Raw genomic sequence first — 18,450 nt, 5'->3', positions numbered from 1 at the left:
TAATTACCTTCTGAAAAAAATATTGAGAAGAATGGTGCCGATGACACTGACCAGGATACAGGATACCAGAGGAAAATAAAATTCCGTGTTTCCCTTCACAAAATGAATGTCCCCGGGCAGGTGCCCCAGAAAAGTCAGCTTTCCTCCCAGCAGAAAGAAAAGTCCTGCCAGGATAAAAAGTACACCTATAAGAATAAGCAGTTTACCTGTTCCCATGGCTGCCTTCGAAGAGGTTTCCTTCTGCCTCTTTCTTATTCCATGCTGCTCCTATGTGATCATAGGCAGCCTTTGTAGCAATACGGCCTCGTGGTGTACGGGAAAGGAAGCCGATCTGCATGAGGTACGGTTCGCACACATCTTCAATCGTAGCCCGTTCCTCACTGACTGCGGCAGAAATGGTATCAATGCCTACCGGACCGCCGCCGAATTTATATATGATGGCTTTCAGGATTTCATTATCCAGATCATCGAGTCCGATATTATCCACATGAAGAGCCTCCAGAGCCTCTGATGCGATATCAGCGGTAATGGCACTTCCCCTCACCTGGGCAAAATCCCGGATCCGCTTTAAAAGGCGGTTGGCGATACGGGGCGTACCCCGGGAACGGCGGGCGATTTCTTCCGCACCGCTTTCTTCAATGGCTATTCCCAGAATACGGGCAGCACGGATAATGATTTTTTTAAGTTCATCCGGTTCATAGAACTGCATATGATTGGTGATAAGGAAACGATCCCGGAGCGGCGCTGAAAGAGAGCCTGCTCTGGTAGTGGCGCCAATCAGGGTAAAGTGAGCCAGATCAATGCGGATGGAGCTGGCACCGGTTCCCTTCCCCATGACAATATCCAGTGCAAAGTCTTCCATGGCGGAATAGAGAATTTCCTCCACATTTCGATTCAGTCGATGGATTTCATCAATAAAAAGCACATCATGATCCTGAAGCGTGGTAAGAATAGAAGCCAGCTCTCCCGGTCTGGCAATGGCGGGACCGCTGGTCACCTTGAACTGGCTGCCCAGCTCATTGGCAATAATTTTGGCCATGGTAGTTTTTCCAAGGCCCGGCGGCCCGTAGAGAAGCACATGGTCCAGTGCTTCCTTTCTTGATTTGGCAGCAGCAATATAAACCTTAAGATTCTTCTTGAACGCCTCCTGCCCTATATAATCGTCCAGACGCTGAGGGCGGAGTGAATTCTGCCATTCGTCCTTCGGTGTTTCTTCCGTGGACACGATACGTCCCTTGCCCCCCAGCACCTCTTCTTCTTCCTGGCCTCCCAGGCTTTTTATATACTTATTATTCATAGATTACTCCCGATTTCTTGCAAATTCACGGAGCGCTGCACTTACCAGCCCGGATACACTGTCAAAGGAGCCGGAAAGTCTGGCCATGACCGGCGTAATTTCTTCCATTTCATACCCGAGACTTAAAAGGGCTTTCACAGCCTCACCGGTCATGGGATCCTCTGCAGCAGCCGGCGTCTCCGTTTCTTCCGGCATGGTTTCCACCGCAAAGGCTCCCATTTTGTCCTTCAGTTCCACCAGAAGTCTTTCAGCAGTCTTCTTCCCGATGCCCGGAAGTTTTGTAAGCTGCGACAGATTCTGCGTTTTCACTGCTCCCACAAAGGCCGGCGGTGTCATGGCTGAAAGGATGCCCATGGCTACCTTGGGACCGATTTTAGAAACAGAAATCAGCAGGAGAAAAAGCTGATATTCTTCTTCTCCCGGAAAACCATAGAGCAGGATTGCGTCCTCTCTCACTGCCATGTAGGTCAAAAGCCTGGCTTCCTCTCCGGTCGTCAGGCGCTGTCTTGTCTTATCGGAAATAAATATCCGATACCCGATGCCTCCTGCCTCCAGGAAACAGGAATCCTTAAATACAGCTGTTACTTTTCCTCTGATATATCCGATCATTTCTTTTCCTCGTATAACTGTCGATGTTCTACATGATATATGGCGGTCAGCCCAATGGCCAGCGCATCTGCTGCATCATCAGGGTCAATTTTTTTGGTAATTCCCATAAACCGCTTCACCATTTCAATGACCTGCTTCTTCCCGGCCCGTCCGTATCCGGTCATCTGCTGTTTTACCTGAAGCGGTGTCACGGGGACAATGGGGATATTCTGCCGATACCCTGCCAGAAGAATCACTCCCCTGGCCTGGGCCACCTTGATGCCGGTAGTAATATTCGTATTAAAATACAGTGTTTCCACTCCCATGAACTGGGGCCGGTAAGCAGCAATGAGTTCGCATACTCCTTCATACACAATATTCAGCCGTTCCAGATCACTCTGGTCCTTATAGGTTTCAATGACCCCGTAATTGACAGGAGTAATCACGGTGCCTGTTTTATCCACCACCCCGAAACCGCACCGTCCGGTTCCCGGATCGATTCCCAATACGCGCATCGCTTCCTCCTGTCATCATGGCTGAAAAGTTTGTTCTTACTGGTTTATTATACCATAGGTTGGCCGGAGCGCGGGCAGCCGGCTTCCCGCCCCGGTTACCGCAAAATCGCAAAAGCAAAAAAGCAGCCTTTTCGGCTGCTTTTTTCCCTGCCCATTACGGCAGACCATCGGTCATCAGGTGCGCATAATGCTCCTGGATCTTCTTTGTTACCGTTCCTACCTTGCCATCGCCGATAGGCTTTCCATCAATAGAAAGCACAGGGATGATGCCATCCTGGGTATTGGTGAGAAATACTTCTTCCGCCTCCATCATGTTATGCAGGCGTACCGGTTCCGCTCCGTCATCAATGGACGTGACGCCGGCGGTAGGTGCTACACGGGAAAGCACCAGCGAGCGGGTAATGCCGGGAATCATATACTCATTTTTAGCAGGAGTCCAGATGACGCCGGCCTTGACAATGCACACATTGGAATGGCTGGCTTCGGTAAGAAGGTCATCCTTGATAAAAATGGCATCATAGCAGCCCTTTTTCTGTGCCTCTGCTCTGGCCATCATATTATTCAGCTGGTTCAGGGAAAGAATGTCGCAGTGATGTCCCCGATCATCATTCATGGTTATGCACTTGACACCTTCCTGTACCTTGGCAATCCTGTCAAGATCAATGGGTTTCGCATACACAAGCACATTGGGCCGCAGAGCATTTCTGGAAGGAATGGTAAAATCATGATCTCCGCTGCCACGGGTCACGATAATCTTTACATAGCCTTCCTTTACTCCTGTTTCTTCAATAACTACTTCTACAATTTCTGTAAATTCATCAGGTGCAGTCACCGGACGGATGCCCAGAAGACGCATGGAGCGATACAGGCGGTCTACATGATAAGAAAGGGCAAAAGGATGTCCCCGGAAAACACGGATCCATTCATAGCAGCCGTCGCCAAACTGCAGTCCCCTGTCATCGGCACTGATAATCTTGGAGAAATCATAGTAGAAATTGTGATTGTAATATATGGTAGTTTTTGCTTCTGCCATACCGTTCACCTCCAAAAGGAAAAGGGTTTGCAGGAAATCCGATTCCTGCTTTTTCTAGGGAAAATCCGCCTCCTGCCATCAGATTTCACGTTCTCTGTCTACAGGGCAGATGAAAAGGCCGCTTTTAATGAGCCCCGATTCTGTGGCACAGGCAGTGCTTCCCTAAAGGTACTTCCATTTCATTATATCATTCTCAGGCCTGTTTTTCTGCCTTCCATTCCTTTATTTTTTCTATAAGAAGAGGCATGAATTCTTTCAGGTCTGCCACCACAGCATAATCAGCCATTTCCATAATAGGTGCCTTGGCATCCTTGTTCACAGCGATAACAATATCCGCATTTACAGCACACATATGCTGCATGGCACCGGAAATACCCAGTGCAATGTAGACACGGGGAGATACGCCTTTCCCTGTCTGACCGATCTGGCGGCTGTGAGGCTCCCATCCCAGTTCGGAAACAGGCCGGCTGCACCCTACAGCAGCGCCCAGAAGATCTGCCAGTTCATGCACTCTCTCCCATTCTTCCCGGTTGTGGAATCCGCGTCCGCCGGCTACAATAATCTTTGCCGTTTCCACTGGGTTCTCATCCTTTTCACCCCGGATAATGGATTTAAGAATCGTTCCCAGATCATCAGAAGAAAGGCTTACCGGCACTTCTTCCACAGTTCCCCTGCGGGAATCATCCGCTTCAGGATATTTGAAAATACCGGGGCGCACGGTTCCCACCTGAGGCCGATACAGCGGGCTGACAATATCGGCCATGATATTGCCGTCCATAGCCGGACGGGACCAGATGACCAGCCTTTTTTCCTGATCGGCGGAAAGCTCCGTCACATCAGCCGTCACGCCGCAAACCAGTTCTGCCGCCGTACGGGGTGCCAGATCCCTGCCGAAAGGCGTAGCTGCAAAAATAACCGTATCCGGCTTCTTCTCCTTCAAAAAGCGGGCCAGCACCTGCTGATAAGCCTTCCCGTCATAATGGGAAAGAAGTCTGTGAGTAAGGACATACACATGGTCTGCCCCGAGAGGAATCAGGGAATCGGCAGAGTCGGAAAGCTTTTCACCGATCAGCACCACATTCACTGTTTCCTTCAATGCATCTGCCAGCTGTCTGGCTTCTCCTGTCAGCTCCCCGGTTACCTTCTGAATTCTGCCGTCTACGAGAGCGCCAATTACATATATTCCCTTATATTCAGAAAAATCCATCATTGCCCTCCTACACCAGATTCAATTTCTGCATGGCACCAAAGAGTTCATCCACTGCTTCTGCTGCCGTTTTGCCTTCAATACGGAGATTCTCCTTCTTCGGAGGCACCACCGGACGAACCTGACGCACCTGGGTCGGAGATCCTTTCATGCCGATACGGCCTTCCTCTACATCCAGATCCCCTGCAGTGATATTATGAATTTCCACCTCATCCTTTTTCAGAATGCCTTTAATGCTGGGATACCTGGGCTTATTCATTTCCGCCGTGCAGGTCACCACTCCGGGAAGTTTCATATCCAGTACTTCCCTGTCTTCTCCCATCTGCCGCTCTACCGTAAGGAATCCTTCTTTTTCATAGGAAATGCCTGAAGCAGCGCTTACATCGGAAATGCCCAGTGCTGCCGCCAGCTCCGGTCCGATCTGGGCTGTATTGCTGTCAATGGACTCCTGTCCGCAGAAAATCAGGTCAAAGGGCCCGATCTTTTCAATGGCCTTGGACAAAGTATAGCTGGTAGCCAGCGTGTCAGCGCCGCCGAAGGCGCGGTCTGTTACCAGGTACACATCATCAGCGCCCATGGACACGGCTTCCTTCAGCACCGCTGCTGCCTGGGGCGGTCCCATGGTGATAACCGATACCTTGCCTCCGATCTGATCCTTCAGAGCCAGTGCGGCTTCCAGTGCATTCCTGTCCATAGGATTCAGGATACTGTTTGCATTATTTCTTTTTAATCTTCCTGTAGCAGGATCCACTTCCATTTTAGAAGTATCCACTACCTGCTTTACGCAAACCAAGAACTTCATAATAACCCCCTTTGAAACGACTGCAAGGCTTCCTGTTTTAGAAAAATTCATTCTTTTTTAGTATACCATACAGCGGCCTTCCGCGGCATACCCAGATTCATGAGATCCATATGCCATCAGCAGCCTGCTGCCATGCATCATTCACTTCCGCCCCTCCACGCAGGCATTTCCCAGAAGTCCCTTCAGGGCCTCCTCCGCTTCTTCTGAAAAGTCCAGATAAAATTTAGGAATCATCCGGATTTCCTGCCTTGTTCTCTGAAGATGAAGAAATACCGGTGTTTCTCCGTGATATTTAAGAAGAATGCGGCCCAGGGCATCGCTGACCATATTATTTTCGTGACGTTCATCCACATAGAGATGGACTGCGGACACCGGTGGACGTACCGTTTTATGGAAAGTGGAAAGTGGAATGATTTCATCCGCCAGAATCTTGACTTCCCTTTCATTGGACTGCACCCGGCCTCTTACACAGACCGCGGCGTCTTCTGTCAGAACCGGTCTCGCTTTCTCCCACACCGATGGGAATATCACCGCTTCCAGATCTCCGTCATAGTCCTCTATGGTGGCATATCCCATAGGTGCTCCTTTTTTTGTCATGGTTCCCTTCACCCTTGTCACGGTACCGCCGATAGTTACGGCTTTTCCGTCATACCGGGCGCTTTCGGAAACCAGTTTGTAAATAGGCGTGCAGTGGGCCATCTGCTCTTTGTAGGCGTCCAAGGGATGGCCGCTGACATAAAACCCCAGCAGCTTTCTTTCCCAGTCGATTTTTTCGCTCTGCGGCATATCCGGAAGAGATGGATAGGAGATGGCCTTTGTTTCTTCCTCTTCACCAAAAAGGCTCACCTGTCCCGACTCCCGGTCTTCCCTGACGGACTGGGCCTGGCTCATCGCTTCAGGCAGAACTGCCAGCATCTGGGAACGGTTAAGCCCCAAAGAGTCCAGTGCCCCGCAGCGGATAAGACTTTCACAGGCCCGGCTGTTCAGTCCCCGGCTGTCCACCCGTTCCAGAAAATCGCTGAGGCTCCTGAAGGGACCTCCTTTTTTTCTGGCTTCTATGATGCCTTCAACCGCATTTTCCCCTACGTTCTGGATACCGTCAAGGCCGAAAAGGATTTTATTGCCCTTTACTGAAAAATAGGCTTCCGACAGATTGACATCAGGAGCGGCAATTTCCACGCCTGCTCTTCTGGTATCGGAAATATAGCGGCTCACCTTATCACGGTCGCCGATATAGCAGGTCATCATGGCCGCCATAAATTCAGGGCGGTAGTGTGCTTTCAGGTATGCCGTCTGCCAGGCAATCCATCCGTAGCATACGCTGTGGGATTTGTTGAATCCATACCCTGCAAAATGAACCATCAGATCGAATACATAATTGGCAGTCTTACTGTCCACGCCGTTCTTTACGGCTCCTTCCACAAAGGTATCCCGGTTCTTCTGCAGGATTTCCGGTTCCTTATGTCCCATGGCCCGGCGGAGCATATCTGCCTGCCCAAGACTGAAGCCCCCCATGACAGAGGCAATCTGCATAACCTGTTCCTGATAGAGGATGACGCCGTAGGTTTCCTTCAGGATAGGCTCCAGGGAAGGATGGGGATATTCTACCGGGATTTCTCCGTGTTTTCTTTTAATGAAATCTTCTGCCATGCCGCTTCCCAAAGGCCCCGGACGATAGAGTGCCACCATAGGAATCAGGTCCTCAAAGCGGTCCGGATGGAGCTGCATGAGAAGAGAGGTAAATCCCGAGGATTCCGACTGGAATACACCAATGGTATCACCTTCGCAGAGCATGCGGCAGGTCGCTTCATCTTCCGTTGGAATGGCATTAATGTCCAGCGCAATGCCCCGATTCGTCCTGATCATTTCCAGAGCGTCATGAATCACCGTCAAGTTCCGGAGGCCCAGGAGGTCCATTTTCAAAAGGCCCAGCTGCTCTACCTGGTCTTTTTCATACTGCGTCTGAATAAAACCATCCTGGGTCAGCTGGATAGGCACATAGTCATCCACCGGCTGGGAGCAGATCACCACCCCTGCCGCATGGGTGCCTGAATTTCTGGACAGTCCCTCCAGGTCCAGACAGTGATCAATAAGACTGTGCACCTGAGGATTGGATTCATAAAGATCCTTGAATTCCCGGGAACCATCCAGCGTCTTCTTCAGTGTCACCCCGGGGCCGGAAGGCACCATCTTGGCAATTTTATCAACATCCCGAAGCGGCATGTTGGTCACCCGTCCTACATCGCGGATGACTGCCCGGGCGGCCAGGGTGCCGAAGGTGATGATCTGAGCCACCTGGTCCTTCCCGTATTTCCGAGCCAGATAATCAATCACCTCTCCCCGCCGGCGGTAGCAGAGATCCGTATCAATATCCGGCATGGACACCCGCTCCGGATTCAAGAAACGTTCAAAAAGCAGGTCAAAGCGCAGCGGGTCGATTTCTGTAATATGAAGAAGATAGGCCACAATACTGCCTGCCGCACTGCCGCGTCCCGGACCGATGGGAATGCCGTGGGATTTGGCATAATGGATGAAATCCATGACAATGAGGAAGTAATCGGAAAATCCCATGTGCTCAATAACGCCCAGCTCATAGTCCATGCGCTCCTTTTCTCTGCCTGTCGGATGGGGATACCGTTCCGGCAGTGCTTTTTCGCAGAGCTTTCTGAGATAGGACTTGGATGTCTCTCCTTCAGGCACATCAAAAGAAGGCAGCTTATGCTCTCCAAAAGTAAGCGTCACATTGCATCGATCCGCCACCTTCCTCGTATTTTCAATGGCACCGGGATACTGTCCCAAAATCTCTTCCATTTCTTTTCCGCTTTTGCAGTAAAATTCATTATTGGCAAAATGGAAATGGTATGGATCATCCAGCGTCTTTCCTGTAGAAATGCAGAGCTTGATTTCCTGGCTTCCTGCATCCTCTTTTTTTGTATAATGGAAATCATTGGTTGCCAGAAGCCCCAGCCCATATTCTTCCGCCAGTGCCGCCAGGGCCGGACGTACCGCCGCTTCTTCCGGAAGGCCGTGGTTCTGCAGCTCGATAAAATAATTGTCTTTCCCGAAGGTATCTATATAGAACCGGATAATTTTCCGTGCCCTGTCCATATCCCTGTTCAGAATCGCCTGAGGCAGCTCGCCCCCTACGCAGGCGGAAGTAGCTATGAGTCCCTCATGATATTCCTGCAGCAGCTCATGATCTACCCGGGGTTTGAAATAATATCCTTCCGTCCAGGCCTTGGAGCAGATCTTAATCAGGTTCCGATAGCCTTCATTATTTTCTGCCAGCAGAATCAAATGAGCCAGCTTTTCCTTCTCTCCACCCACCTTTTTCTCAAACCGGCTTCCACGGGTCACATATACTTCACAGCCGATAATGGGCTTAATGCCCTGAGCCATGCATTCCTTGTACAGATACACCGCCCCGTACATCACACCATGATCCGTGATGGCCACTGCTGTCTGTCCCATTTCCTTCACATGAGACACCAGCTCCTTGATCCGGCAGGTGCCGTCAAACAAACTGTATTCCGTATGCACATGAAGATGAACAAATGGATCCATGGTTCCTCCTGAATTCAATATTCTGTGAAAAATCAATTTTTTTTATTGTAACACAACTGTCCCGCCAAGAAAAAAGCCCCACCCTCCGATTCTCTCTTCTTCTCCTCAAAAGCATAAAAAATCCCGTCTGAATACGGACGGGATTTGGCTGAAATTTTATTTTCACAGACCGCAGGCGGACCAGCCGCATTCCTCGCAGGTGCTGCAGTGGCCTTCTATGTGGATGTGGTGGGAATGGCATTTGGGGCATTCAGGAGTGTTATCTGCAGGTCTCATTGTCATTGTGTCTGCCTTTTCCTGACTGTCCTCTTTCTTATCTTCCGTTTTTCTTTCTTTTTCGATTTCCTTTTTATCTTCCTTATCTATGCCCAGGATGTTTCCTCGGCGGCAGCCATCGCGGAAAACAGTGATGCCTTTGCAGCCGCTTTCCCAGGCAGCAAGGTAGATACGGTAGATGTCTTCAGGAGTGGCACTGTTCTTCAGGTTGACCGTACTGGAAATAGAATTATCCACATACTTCTGCATAACAGCCTGCATACGGACACGGTTCATGAAAGGCACTTCATGGCTTTCGATGACCCAGGGGAAGCGGGCCACGATTTCTTCGTCAGAAATGGTGAGTGGCAGATGGTGGTATTCCAAAAGGTCTCTGATGCTGTGGGCATAAACCCTGAAATGGCCGTGAGCTTCTTCCATTTTATGGGTGGTCCGTTCATAGGAAATCTTGTAGAGCGGTTCGCAGCCGCCGGAAAAGCTTCCCATAAGGAGAGAAATAGTACCGGTAGGTGCAATGGCAAGAAGCGTTCCGTTGCGAAGGCCATGCTGATGAATATCTTCATACAGAGCCGGATCCAGGTCTTTTACCATTTCCATGACAGGAGATTTTCTGGTGGCTTCCCAGCGGTAACGGCCGAAGGTTCCTTTCTCCTTCGCTCTGTCACAGGAGGATCGGAGGGCGGTGAGCAGCATGGTTTTCATCACATGTCCCATGAAGTCATTGGCTTCTTTGGTGCCGTAAGTGAGTTTCATGGCGATGAGGGCATCCGCTACGCCGAAGAGGCCAAGGCCCAGGGAGCGCCAGTCATCAATGCAGGTTCTGTTGGCATCCAGGGGCTGTGCTTCATAGCCGTAATCCACGATTTCGTCCAAAGCGGTGATACCGTCGTATACAGTCTTTTTGAACCGTTCTTCGTTGAATTTCGGATGGGCACTGAACTTGTCATCAACCATGGTGTACAGGTTCACGCTGCCCAGGTTGCAGGCATTGTAGGCGTTGCCGCCGAATTCGCCGCAGGGATTTGTGATTTCGATGTTGTATTCATCATAGCCTGCCAGGAGGTGGTTCTTGTTCATCCGGTCAATGAAGATGGCGCCGGGGTCGCCCCAGTCCCATTGTGTTTCACAGAATTCCCTGAAGAAATCCCTGGCTTTTATGGTTTTTTCGATTTTCTCCCCCGTGGCTTTCACGGTAAAGCGGAGGGTGTATTCTTTGTCGTCCCGTACAGCTTCCATGAATTCGTCAGTAAAAAGGATGCTGATGTTCATGGAGGACAGTTTTTCCTCGTTCTGTTTGATGTGGAGAAATTCATAAATATCGGGATGACTGCAGTTCAGCCCCACCATCATGGCGCCTCGGCGCCCGTTCTGGCTGATGACTTCGCCGGTGACATTGAAAATCTTGAGGAAAGACACGGCTCCCGTAGAAGTACGGGCTACATTGCGCACCTCGCTCCCCTTTGGACGGAGATTGGAAATATTGATACCTATGCCGCCGCCATAGGAAAAAATGCGGGCAATTTCATAGTTGGCACGGAAAATGGATTCCAGATTATCTTCCGGTGAAGGCAGAATATAGCAGTTTGACATGGAAACCTTGAATTTTCCTTTGGCTCCTGCTGCATAGAGTGTCCGGCCTGCCGGGCAGAAAGAAGTATCTTCCAGATATCCCCTCACCCTCTTTTTCAGTTCCGGATCAAAAATAGAGCTGACCCGGTCCATGAATTCCTCCGGGGTCTTTTCTCCCTTATGATAGTATTTTTCTTTCAGGATACCCTGACTGATTGTATTGTCATACCAGTGGTTCATACGAATCCCTCATTTCCCTTGATTGATATTAATCACATGGTATCATGTACAATCTATTGTGTCAAATATCATATAATCATACTATATATTGTGTTTATCATGGAATATCGAAATTCAGCAGTCCTCTTTCTCTGCCTGCATCCCGGTAAGCCTTTTCATGAATTCCGCCCTTAAACCGCCGGGAAAATCCACGATTTTCTCCATTGCATCAAAAAACGGCAAAGCCTTCATTCCGGCTTTGCCATTTTTTGATAAACGGGAAAAGTGTCTCGGGAAGGATCCTGCAGGAGATTCTTCCTTTTCGGTATTACTTTCCTTATTCTTCTTCTGTACTGTCATCCTCTTCAGAAAGAACATCAATGGAAGCGATGCGGTCGCCGTCTTCCAGTCTCTGAAGGATAACGCCCTGTCCGGCTTTGGCCTTCTTGCTGGTAATCTGGCTGGCCTTTGTCTTAATGGTGATTCCCTGTTCGGAAACACCTACCAGTTCATCGCTGTCATCAGCAGCTACCAGGGCTACCACTTCAAAGCCCTTCTTGAAGTTGCGGACGCCCATGCCGTTTCTGCCCTGAATGCGGTAGGCATCAGCCTTGTTTCTCTTGGCATTGCCGTCGGCAGAAATGGTAAAGATGTCCTTGTCTGCAGCAATAACTGCGCCTACCACTTCATCTTCCACGCCGTTGACCTGGGACAGACGGATACCGTGAACACCGGCAGCAGCTCTTCCCATAGCTCTCACTTCACTGTCATTGATGGAGAAACGGATGGCCATACCGAACCGGGTGCCCAGAATGACATCCTCATCCCCTTTGACCCGGAGAACTGTAACCAGCTCATCCCCCTCGTTGAGGCGAATGGCAATCAGGCCGTTTTTATTAATATTCCGGTATTCCGCGATTTCCGTTTTCTTCACATAGCCCCGCTTGGTTACCATGAGAAGGTACTTTGTGTCTTCTCCGGCTGCATCAATATCAAGAAGCTCCGTTACTCTTTCGCCCTTGGACAGGCTGGGGATGTAATTGATCAGGGCGCTTCCTCTTGCCGTTCTTCCCGACTTGGGCAGGTCAATGGCTGTCTTCATGTAAACCTTTCCGTAATTGGTGAAGAAGAGGATCCTGTTATGTGTAGAGGTATTCAGAATCTTCCAGACATAATCCTCATCCTTCATCTTCATGCCGGAAACGCCGCGGCCGCCCTTTCTCTGTACCCGGATATCAGCGGAATCCATGCGCTTGATATAATTCTGTTTGGTCAGCGTGATGGTCATCGGTTCATCAGGCACCAGGTCGGTAATAGTGAAATCTTCCTGTGCGTCGGTGATTTCCGTTCTTCTTTCATCGCCGAAATTCTTCTTTTCATCCTGCAGTTCTTCTTTGACCACGCTCATGATCTTGTCCCTGCTGGAAAGAAGATCTTCCAGATATGCGATCGTTTCTTTCACATCCTTATAGTCTGCCTCCAGTTTATCCCGTTCCAGTCCGGTAAGACGGCGCAGACGCATATCGAGGATAGCTGTCGACTGTTTATCCGACAGGTCAAAGCGGCTCATCAATGCATTCTTGGCAACTTCATCGGTTCTGGACTCACGAATGGTGCGGATCACTTCATCAATGTGATCCAGTGCAATCAGCAGACCTTCCAGAATATGGGCCTTGGCTTTCGCCTTATCCAGTTCAAAACGGCTTCTTCTTGTAATGACTTCTTCCTGATGCTTCAGATAATAATAGAGAATCTGCTTCAGGTTGAGAATACGGGGATGTCCATCCACCAGGGCCAGCATGATGGCACCGAAGTTAATCTGCATCTGGGTATGCTTGAACAGGTTGTTCAGCATGATTTCCGGACTGACATCCGCCCGGAGTTCGATGGCAATCCGCATGCCCGAGCGGTCTGATTCATCCCGCAGCATGGTAATGCCGTCCAGTACCTTCTGCCGCTGCAGATCTGCAATGGAAGCAATGAGGCGGGCCTTGTTTACCTGATAGGGAAGCTCCGTCACCACAATGCGGTGTTTTCCCTTCTGCATATCTTCAATGGAAGTTTTTGCCCTTACGGTAATGGAGCCCCGGCCCGTGCGGTATGTATCATCAATGCCTCTCCGGCCCATGATAATGCCGGCAGTCGGAAAATCAGGACCTTTGATATATTTCATAAGGCCGTCAATAGTAATATCAGGATCATCAATCATGGCGCAGAGACCGTCTACCACTTCCGAAAGATTGTGAGGCGGAATATTGGTGGCCATGCCTACGGCAATGCCGTAGGAGCCATTAACCAGAAGGTTTGGAATACGGGACGGAAGAACGACCGGTTCCTGCAGGGAGCCATCATAGTTGGGCATGAAGTCCACCGTGTTCTTATCAATATCCCGGAGCATTTCCAGTGTAATCCTGGACATGCGCATTTCCGTGTAACGCATAGCTGCCGGGGAATCTCCATCCACGGAGCCGAAATTACCATGACCGTCTACCAGGGGATAGCGGGTGGAGAAATCCTGGGCCATGCGGACTGCCGATTCATATACTGCCGAATCTCCATGGGGATGAAATTTACCAAGTACATCCCCTACGATACGGGCAGACTTTTTATAAGGTTTATTCGGAAGCATGCCGGCTTCACTCATCGCATAGAGAATGCGGCGGTGAACCGGCTTCAAGCCGTCCCGCACATCAGGCAGCGCACGGGTTACAATAACGGACATGGCATAATCAATGTAGGAATTCTTCATCTGCCCCTCCAGCGGGGTATTGATGATTTTACCTTCCTTCCATTCGATAGAATCCATAGTTCCTCCTTTACTGAGGCATAAAAATAAGGACCTCAGGAAGCCCTGTCAGTCCTTTGGGAACTTACTTTGCTTATCTGTATTATACCATAAAAGCCCTTCTAAAGCCATTTAAACGCATTTATAGACATTTTCTCTATTTTATTACACAATTTCACATATCCGTTTGAACGCCTGGCAGCCTGTTTTCTCTTATTTCTTAAAAATTTCTTCCTATTTCCTTTCTGAAAATCCATTTCTCAAAAAAATCTCTCTTTTTTTCATTCCTGTTTTTTTATATAATAAGGTATATACTCTTTTTTACCTGAAGGATGTGGAAGAATGAAAAAATACCTGGCAGCCATGGTGATTGCCATCGTACTGATAGCAGGAGGCGGATTCTTCGCCTATGTGCACTTTATCAGCGGCGGCCCCTGGCAGGGCACCTGGTGGGGCGTGCAGGATGCGGGAGTCAACTGGTCCGGCGATCACATACGCAACCTTGAGACAGTCACTTTCACCAAGAATGATGACAAAACCATTACTGTAGAGCATAAAGTGCAGCAGGGAAGCAAGGAAGTGAACGGCTCCCTTTCCGGTACCGGCACCGTAGACGGCGGGCGTCTTGTAATTACTCCTGCTAAAGGCGGAAAAGAAGCTGTCCTTTCCTACAACACCCTGTCCAAGTCCATAGAAACACCTCTGACCAATGCGGATAAGACGGCAGTTACACTGCAGTCCCTTACTCCGGACAATAATGATGAAATGGAACAGATCCGAAGTGAGATTGTCCAGATATCCCAGAAACCGGAAAACAAAATCGATACTACTCTTTCCTCTTCCAAGAGCTGAAAAAATCCTGCGGAATCATTCATCCGCAGGATTTTTTCAGCAGTTTTTTCTAATGATACCGGTTCAGGCCGGCTGTTTTCGATGAAGCGTAATAATCACCAGTTCGCGGGGGCAGCTGAACCGGAAGGGGAACCAGCTGGCATCGCCTCTGGAAACGTAGCCAACAGTCCTGCCATCACTGTAAAGCCCCCGGGTATAGGTAAAGGGCGTAATTATGGGCCTGCCAAACAGCCCGAACTGGGTACCGTGAGTGTGGCCGGTCAAAGTGACTGCCGCACCTTTGCGGAATCCCTCATCAATAAAAGCGGAATGATGAGCCAGAAAGATGACAGGAGCCCCCTGGGGAATCCCCTGCCAGGCCTCTTCCGTCATATCATCCATTTCCTTCTTCATGGCGTCCCCTCTGGCCCAGGGATAATCCACACCGGCCACATAAATGGATGATCCGCCGCGGGTAATGGCTGTGTGTTCATTAACCAGAAGCTTTACCGGCGTCTTCACCAGTTCACTTTCAATATAGTCTTTTCCCCGATAATATTCATGATTACCCCATACATAAATAATACCGTCAGGGAATTCCCCCTGCTTTTCTGCCAGTGTATGAGCTGCTTCTGGCATATGTCTGATATCATCAATAAGATCCCCTGTAAATAAAAGAACCTGCGCCCCTTCCTGCCGGGCCCTTTCTATTTCTCCCGGAAGGTCTCCGTAGCGGAAATAGGGTCCGATATGGGTATCGGTCATCTGGGCTGCCCGATATCCGTCAAAAGCAGCGGGAAGTCCGTCCACATATACATCAAGATGTTCCACTTTCTCACTGGTATTGCCGTCAATGGCTCCATACACTCCTATACCGGCTGCGAGGAACAAAACTGCCAGCGTCAGGGCACGGGTTCCCTTCTGCAGCTTTCGGGGAATGGAGAGAAGGGCGAGAAAAAACAGGCAGGGAAGTGCTATGATTTCCGCCACCATAAGCCCGCAGGCCAGATACCCCAGCCAGAGAGACCACAGGCCCAGTCCATCATACCCCCGGGCATACCAGAGGAAATAGCCAGCAGAAAGAAAGCTCAGAAGCCAGCTTCCGGCCAGATAAAAATAAAACCTTCTTCTCCGGAAAATAATGGCTCCAAAGATGCCGTTCAAAATTCCCAGGAAGGAAAAAATCATCAATATCATCCGTTCAAACATCATTCCACCTCCTTGGGACCGTTTTGCGGCCCGGGTTCAAAAGGATTCAGAGGAGCGCCCGGAAAGTACAAGTGTTTTAAAGATTGACAAGCCTTCGGTCTGGGAATTATGGCAGCGTCCTGTGGGGCGTAAGTTTTATAGTCAGCGTTACATACTGGTCTTCCCGCCCGACTCATGCATTCTGATCGTCAGCGAAGAATCTCCCTGCACGCTGCATATGAAGCAATCGCAATACATACCAGTCTTCGAAGAGATTTCTCCACTCCGCTTTGCTGCAGTCAAAATGACGATAAAGAAGAGTAACTGTATTCCCCAAAGGGTGCATGCCGATGGTGGCATCAACCAGCCACTATCCCTATCCCGCTAATCTACCAGTTTCTCCACGAAAGCGGCCAGCCTTGCGTGAGGGCCTGCCAAAGGAATTTCCCTGTATTCTTCCGGGGTAAACCAGCGGTACTCCCCGTCCGGCACCCGGGCCTCTTTCATCTGATACGCATTCATATGCCATATGCGATGGGTGAAGACATGGCGGTAATGCCACATGGAGTCCCCCGCCGTACCGAGAAGGAGCTTTTCCAGCCCCTGTCTTGCCTCTTCCGCAGAAGAAGCAAGAGCCATGGGAAATTCCCACATGGATGCCAGCATCCCCTTAGACGGTCTTTTATGGAGCAGCACGCGGCCTTCCCTGATCCACACGCCGCAGGCCGCCTGCTCTTCTTTCGGTGCCTTTTTGGCACTGCGAATCGGCAGTTCCTTTTCCCTGCCATGAAGAAGGGCACGGCATTCCGAAGAAAGAGGACAGCTTTCGCACCTCGGATTTCTGGGAATGCAGATTTCCGCTCCCAGATCCATAAGAGCTTCATTAAAGTCGCCGGCCCTTTCCGGCAGGGTGCTTTCCACCAGCTTTTCGATTTCTTTTCTACCACTGCTCTTCAGGATATCTTCCTCCACCTCATACAGGCGGGCATATACTCGAAGCACATTGCCATCTACAGCGCCTTCCTTTTTTCCATAAGCCATGGATAGAATGGCTCCGGCCGTATAGTTCCCTATGCCGGGCAGAGAAAGGACAGCTTCCTTCCGGTCCGGAAGAGTGCCTCCGTACTTTTCCTCTATTTCCCTGGCAGCTTTATGAATATTCCGGGCCCGGCTGTAATACCCAAGCCCCTGCCACTGATGCAGCACTTCTGACTCTTCTGCCCGGGCCAGATCATGAATGGTGGGAAACCGTTCCATCCAGCTGTTGAAATAGGGCTTCACTGCTTCTGTTCTTGTCTGCTGAAGCATGATTTCCGAAATCCATACATGATAGGGATTCCGCGGCTTGTCTTCCCGCCAGGGAAGCTCCCTTCCATTTCTGTCAAACCAGGAAAGAAGTGTCTTCGGCCAGTCTTTCCCCGGTATGTCCTTCTTCATCAGTTCATCTCCCGGAAATCATAATCATAAACAGTTTCCCCGTCTTCTGCGAAATAGATGGTTCCTCTGATTTTCCTTCCTGCCAGAATCATGGGCAGCCACACTTTATCCGCCATCCACATATTTTCATAGGGAAATTTTTCAGGACGGAACCACCGGGGCTCCATCTCGTCAGATAGATGAGGAATGCCGCTCCAGCCCCGGGCAAAATACACAATCCCCGCATGAGACCAGACAGGGTCCGAGGGCTGATGGAAATATAAATCAGCTGCCATATCCAGTTGATCCGGATCCATCACCAGACCGCATTCCTCAAAAAGCTCCCGACAGGCGCATTCACGCATGGTTTCGCCCGGTTCAATTTTCCCGCCGAACCCGTTCCATTTTCCATATCCCATGCCCCGTCTCTTGCGCCCCAGAAGGATGCTTCCGTCCTCCCTCACGGGGTATACCAGGGATGTATCTCTCACTTCTTTATTCCTTCATAAGTATCAAAATAAAGCTCCTGGAACATTCTCTTTCCCGATTCGGTCTTGTACAAACGGTGGTACAGGGCTTCATTCTGTTTCAGAGGTGCGCCGTCTTCGTACTGGTTTACCAGCATATCTGCCTCTGCCAGAATCTGGGCATCCGGGCCATCGATACTTCCATAAGAATGGTGATGGGCCACCAGCCAGCAGATACGTTCCACATCATCCCTGTCAAATCCCAGGGATTCCAGCATGGGCCGTGCCTCATCGGGCCCCAGTTCCTGCTGGATCTGCCCGTCATTTCTTCCAAAACGCCTTTCTCCCTCATGAATGCCGATATCGTGCACATAAGCCGCCGCCTCCAGCCGGAACAGGGTCCTCTCATCCAGCCCCTCTTCCCTGCCGATCTGGACGGCAAAGGCATGCACCTTCAGGAAATGGTGGATCCTGCGGGGATCCCCTTTATCATAGGTAATCATTGCTTTGCATAAAGCAGTCAGTTTATCCATCATAGACTCTCCTTTTTATAAAAAGTTTCCTGTTTCCGGTTTTCAGGCTCTGTGCTTCAGGTTCCGCCTGACGCTGCGTCAATGCTTTTCCCTGATCCACCGGTTTACCAGCCTGCCGGGGGAAGTGCTGATGCAATCCTTGTCTGTTTTCATTACTGAA

General features: G+C 50.0%; 15 protein-coding genes. 1 reads left to right on the top strand and 14 read right to left on the bottom strand.

Features of this window, described 5'->3' with window-relative positions; translation table 11 throughout:
• Positions 1–3: 3 nt before the first annotated feature.
• The 10 genes from ACI4N7_RS03025 to gyrA form a co-directional block, all read right to left on the bottom strand.
• Positions 4–216 (bottom strand): DUF2905 domain-containing protein, encoded by a 213-nt coding sequence (locus tag ACI4N7_RS03025; protein WP_439731897.1) that lies wholly within the window; start codon positions 214–216, stop codon positions 4–6.
• Complete coding sequence (gene ruvB / locus ACI4N7_RS03020) at positions 203–1,297, bottom strand: Holliday junction branch migration DNA helicase RuvB (RefSeq protein WP_439731896.1); 1,095 nt, start codon at positions 1,295–1,297, stop codon at positions 203–205. The genes ACI4N7_RS03025 and ruvB overlap by 14 nt, the downstream gene beginning before the upstream one ends.
• A 3-nt stretch (positions 1,298–1,300) precedes the next feature.
• Positions 1,301–1,906: a Holliday junction branch migration protein RuvA gene (gene ruvA / locus ACI4N7_RS03015; RefSeq protein ID WP_439731895.1), complete on the bottom strand. Its 606-nt coding sequence runs from the start codon at positions 1,904–1,906 to the stop codon at positions 1,301–1,303.
• Positions 1,903–2,400: a crossover junction endodeoxyribonuclease RuvC gene (gene ruvC / locus ACI4N7_RS03010; protein WP_439731894.1), complete on the bottom strand. Its 498-nt coding sequence runs from the start codon at positions 2,398–2,400 to the stop codon at positions 1,903–1,905. The genes ruvA and ruvC overlap by 4 nt, the downstream gene beginning before the upstream one ends.
• Positions 2,401–2,554: 154 nt before the next feature.
• Positions 2,555–3,433, bottom strand: coding sequence for an aminotransferase class IV (locus ACI4N7_RS03005; RefSeq protein ID WP_439731893.1), 879 nt, complete (start codon positions 3,431–3,433; stop codon positions 2,555–2,557).
• 193 nt (positions 3,434–3,626) lie between these two features.
• Positions 3,627–4,640, bottom strand: a complete 1,014-nt coding sequence (locus tag ACI4N7_RS03000; RefSeq protein WP_439731892.1) for an electron transfer flavoprotein subunit alpha/FixB family protein — start codon at positions 4,638–4,640, stop codon at positions 3,627–3,629.
• Between the two features lie 10 nt (positions 4,641–4,650).
• Positions 4,651–5,442 carry an electron transfer flavoprotein subunit beta/FixA family protein gene (locus ACI4N7_RS02995; protein ID WP_439731891.1) on the bottom strand — a complete coding sequence of 264 codons (792 nt, stop codon included), beginning with the start codon at positions 5,440–5,442 and terminating at the stop codon, positions 4,651–4,653.
• A gap of 141 nt (positions 5,443–5,583) precedes the next feature.
• On the bottom strand, positions 5,584–9,006 hold the full coding sequence (locus ACI4N7_RS02990; RefSeq protein ID WP_439731890.1) for a DNA polymerase III subunit alpha: 3,423 nt from the start codon (positions 9,004–9,006) through the stop codon (positions 5,584–5,586).
• Between the two features lie 162 nt (positions 9,007–9,168).
• On the bottom strand, positions 9,169–11,091 hold the full coding sequence (locus ACI4N7_RS02985) for an adenosylcobalamin-dependent ribonucleoside-diphosphate reductase (protein WP_439731889.1): 1,923 nt from the start codon (positions 11,089–11,091) through the stop codon (positions 9,169–9,171).
• 316 nt (positions 11,092–11,407) lie between these two features.
• The gene (gene gyrA / locus ACI4N7_RS02980) at positions 11,408–13,876 is read right to left on the bottom strand and encodes a DNA gyrase subunit A (protein WP_439731888.1); all 2,469 of its coding nucleotides are present in this window, start codon (positions 13,874–13,876) and stop codon (positions 11,408–11,410) included.
• A gap of 321 nt (positions 13,877–14,197) precedes the next feature.
• Here gyrA and ACI4N7_RS02975 point away from each other — a divergent pair, with 321 nt between their 5' ends.
• On the top strand, positions 14,198–14,707 hold the full coding sequence (locus tag ACI4N7_RS02975; RefSeq protein ID WP_439731887.1) for a succinate dehydrogenase: 510 nt from the start codon (positions 14,198–14,200) through the stop codon (positions 14,705–14,707).
• A gap of 63 nt (positions 14,708–14,770) precedes the next feature.
• Here the strand turns inward: ACI4N7_RS02975 and ACI4N7_RS02970 are convergent, their stop codons facing one another.
• The 4 genes from ACI4N7_RS02970 to ACI4N7_RS02955 form a co-directional block, all read right to left on the bottom strand.
• Positions 14,771–15,898 carry a metallophosphoesterase gene (locus ACI4N7_RS02970; protein WP_439731886.1) on the bottom strand — a complete coding sequence of 376 codons (1,128 nt, stop codon included), beginning with the start codon at positions 15,896–15,898 and terminating at the stop codon, positions 14,771–14,773.
• Positions 15,899–16,258: 360 nt separating this feature from the next.
• Positions 16,259–17,311 carry an A/G-specific adenine glycosylase gene (mutY, locus tag ACI4N7_RS02965; RefSeq protein WP_439731885.1) on the bottom strand — a complete coding sequence of 351 codons (1,053 nt, stop codon included), beginning with the start codon at positions 17,309–17,311 and terminating at the stop codon, positions 16,259–16,261.
• The gene (locus tag ACI4N7_RS02960) at positions 17,311–17,781 is read right to left on the bottom strand and encodes an 8-oxo-dGTP diphosphatase (protein ID WP_439731884.1); all 471 of its coding nucleotides are present in this window, start codon (positions 17,779–17,781) and stop codon (positions 17,311–17,313) included. Before ACI4N7_RS02960 ends, mutY begins: the two co-directional genes overlap by 1 nt.
• Positions 17,778–18,293 carry an HD domain-containing protein gene (locus ACI4N7_RS02955; protein WP_439731883.1) on the bottom strand — a complete coding sequence of 172 codons (516 nt, stop codon included), beginning with the start codon at positions 18,291–18,293 and terminating at the stop codon, positions 17,778–17,780. The genes ACI4N7_RS02960 and ACI4N7_RS02955 overlap by 4 nt, the downstream gene beginning before the upstream one ends.
• Positions 18,294–18,450: the final 157 nt, after the last annotated feature.

It is taken from the genome of Dialister sp. (genome assembly GCF_051885895.1).
GTDB lineage: Bacteria > Bacillota > Negativicutes > Veillonellales > Dialisteraceae > Dialister.
Note: the sequence above shows the minus strand (reverse complement) of the source record. Positions and strands in the feature narration are given on the sequence as shown.

What these genes read in the sequence shown, in the direction of transcription:
- ruvB (WP_439731896.1), bottom strand. Translation starts at nt 1,297, where the DNA reads ATGAATAATAAGTATATAAAAAGCCTGGGAGGCCAGGAAGAAGAAGAG.
- ACI4N7_RS03005 (WP_439731893.1), bottom strand. Translation starts at nt 3,433, where the DNA reads ATGGCAGAAGCAAAAACTACCATATATTACAATCACAATTTCTACTAT.
- gyrA (WP_439731888.1), bottom strand. Translation starts at nt 13,876, where the DNA reads ATGGATTCTATCGAATGGAAGGAAGGTAAAATCATCAATACCCCGCTG.
- ACI4N7_RS02975 (WP_439731887.1), top strand. Translation starts at nt 14,198, where the DNA reads ATGAAAAAATACCTGGCAGCCATGGTGATTGCCATCGTACTGATAGCA.
- ACI4N7_RS02955 (WP_439731883.1), bottom strand. Translation starts at nt 18,293, where the DNA reads ATGATGGATAAACTGACTGCTTTATGCAAAGCAATGATTACCTATGAT.
- mutY (WP_439731885.1), bottom strand. Translation starts at nt 17,311, where the DNA reads ATGAAGAAGGACATACCGGGGAAAGACTGGCCGAAGACACTTCTTTCC.
- ACI4N7_RS02995 (WP_439731891.1), bottom strand. Translation starts at nt 5,442, where the DNA reads ATGAAGTTCTTGGTTTGCGTAAAGCAGGTAGTGGATACTTCTAAAATG.
- ACI4N7_RS02990 (WP_439731890.1), bottom strand. Translation starts at nt 9,006, where the DNA reads ATGGATCCATTTGTTCATCTTCATGTGCATACGGAATACAGTTTGTTT.
- ACI4N7_RS03025 (WP_439731897.1), bottom strand. Translation starts at nt 216, where the DNA reads ATGGGAACAGGTAAACTGCTTATTCTTATAGGTGTACTTTTTATCCTG.
- ACI4N7_RS03000 (WP_439731892.1), bottom strand. Translation starts at nt 4,640, where the DNA reads ATGGATTTTTCTGAATATAAGGGAATATATGTAATTGGCGCTCTCGTA.
- ACI4N7_RS02985 (WP_439731889.1), bottom strand. Translation starts at nt 11,091, where the DNA reads ATGAACCACTGGTATGACAATACAATCAGTCAGGGTATCCTGAAAGAA.
- ACI4N7_RS02970 (WP_439731886.1), bottom strand. Translation starts at nt 15,898, where the DNA reads ATGATGTTTGAACGGATGATATTGATGATTTTTTCCTTCCTGGGAATT.
- ruvA (WP_439731895.1), bottom strand. Translation starts at nt 1,906, where the DNA reads ATGATCGGATATATCAGAGGAAAAGTAACAGCTGTATTTAAGGATTCC.
- ruvC (WP_439731894.1), bottom strand. Translation starts at nt 2,400, where the DNA reads ATGCGCGTATTGGGAATCGATCCGGGAACCGGACGGTGCGGTTTCGGG.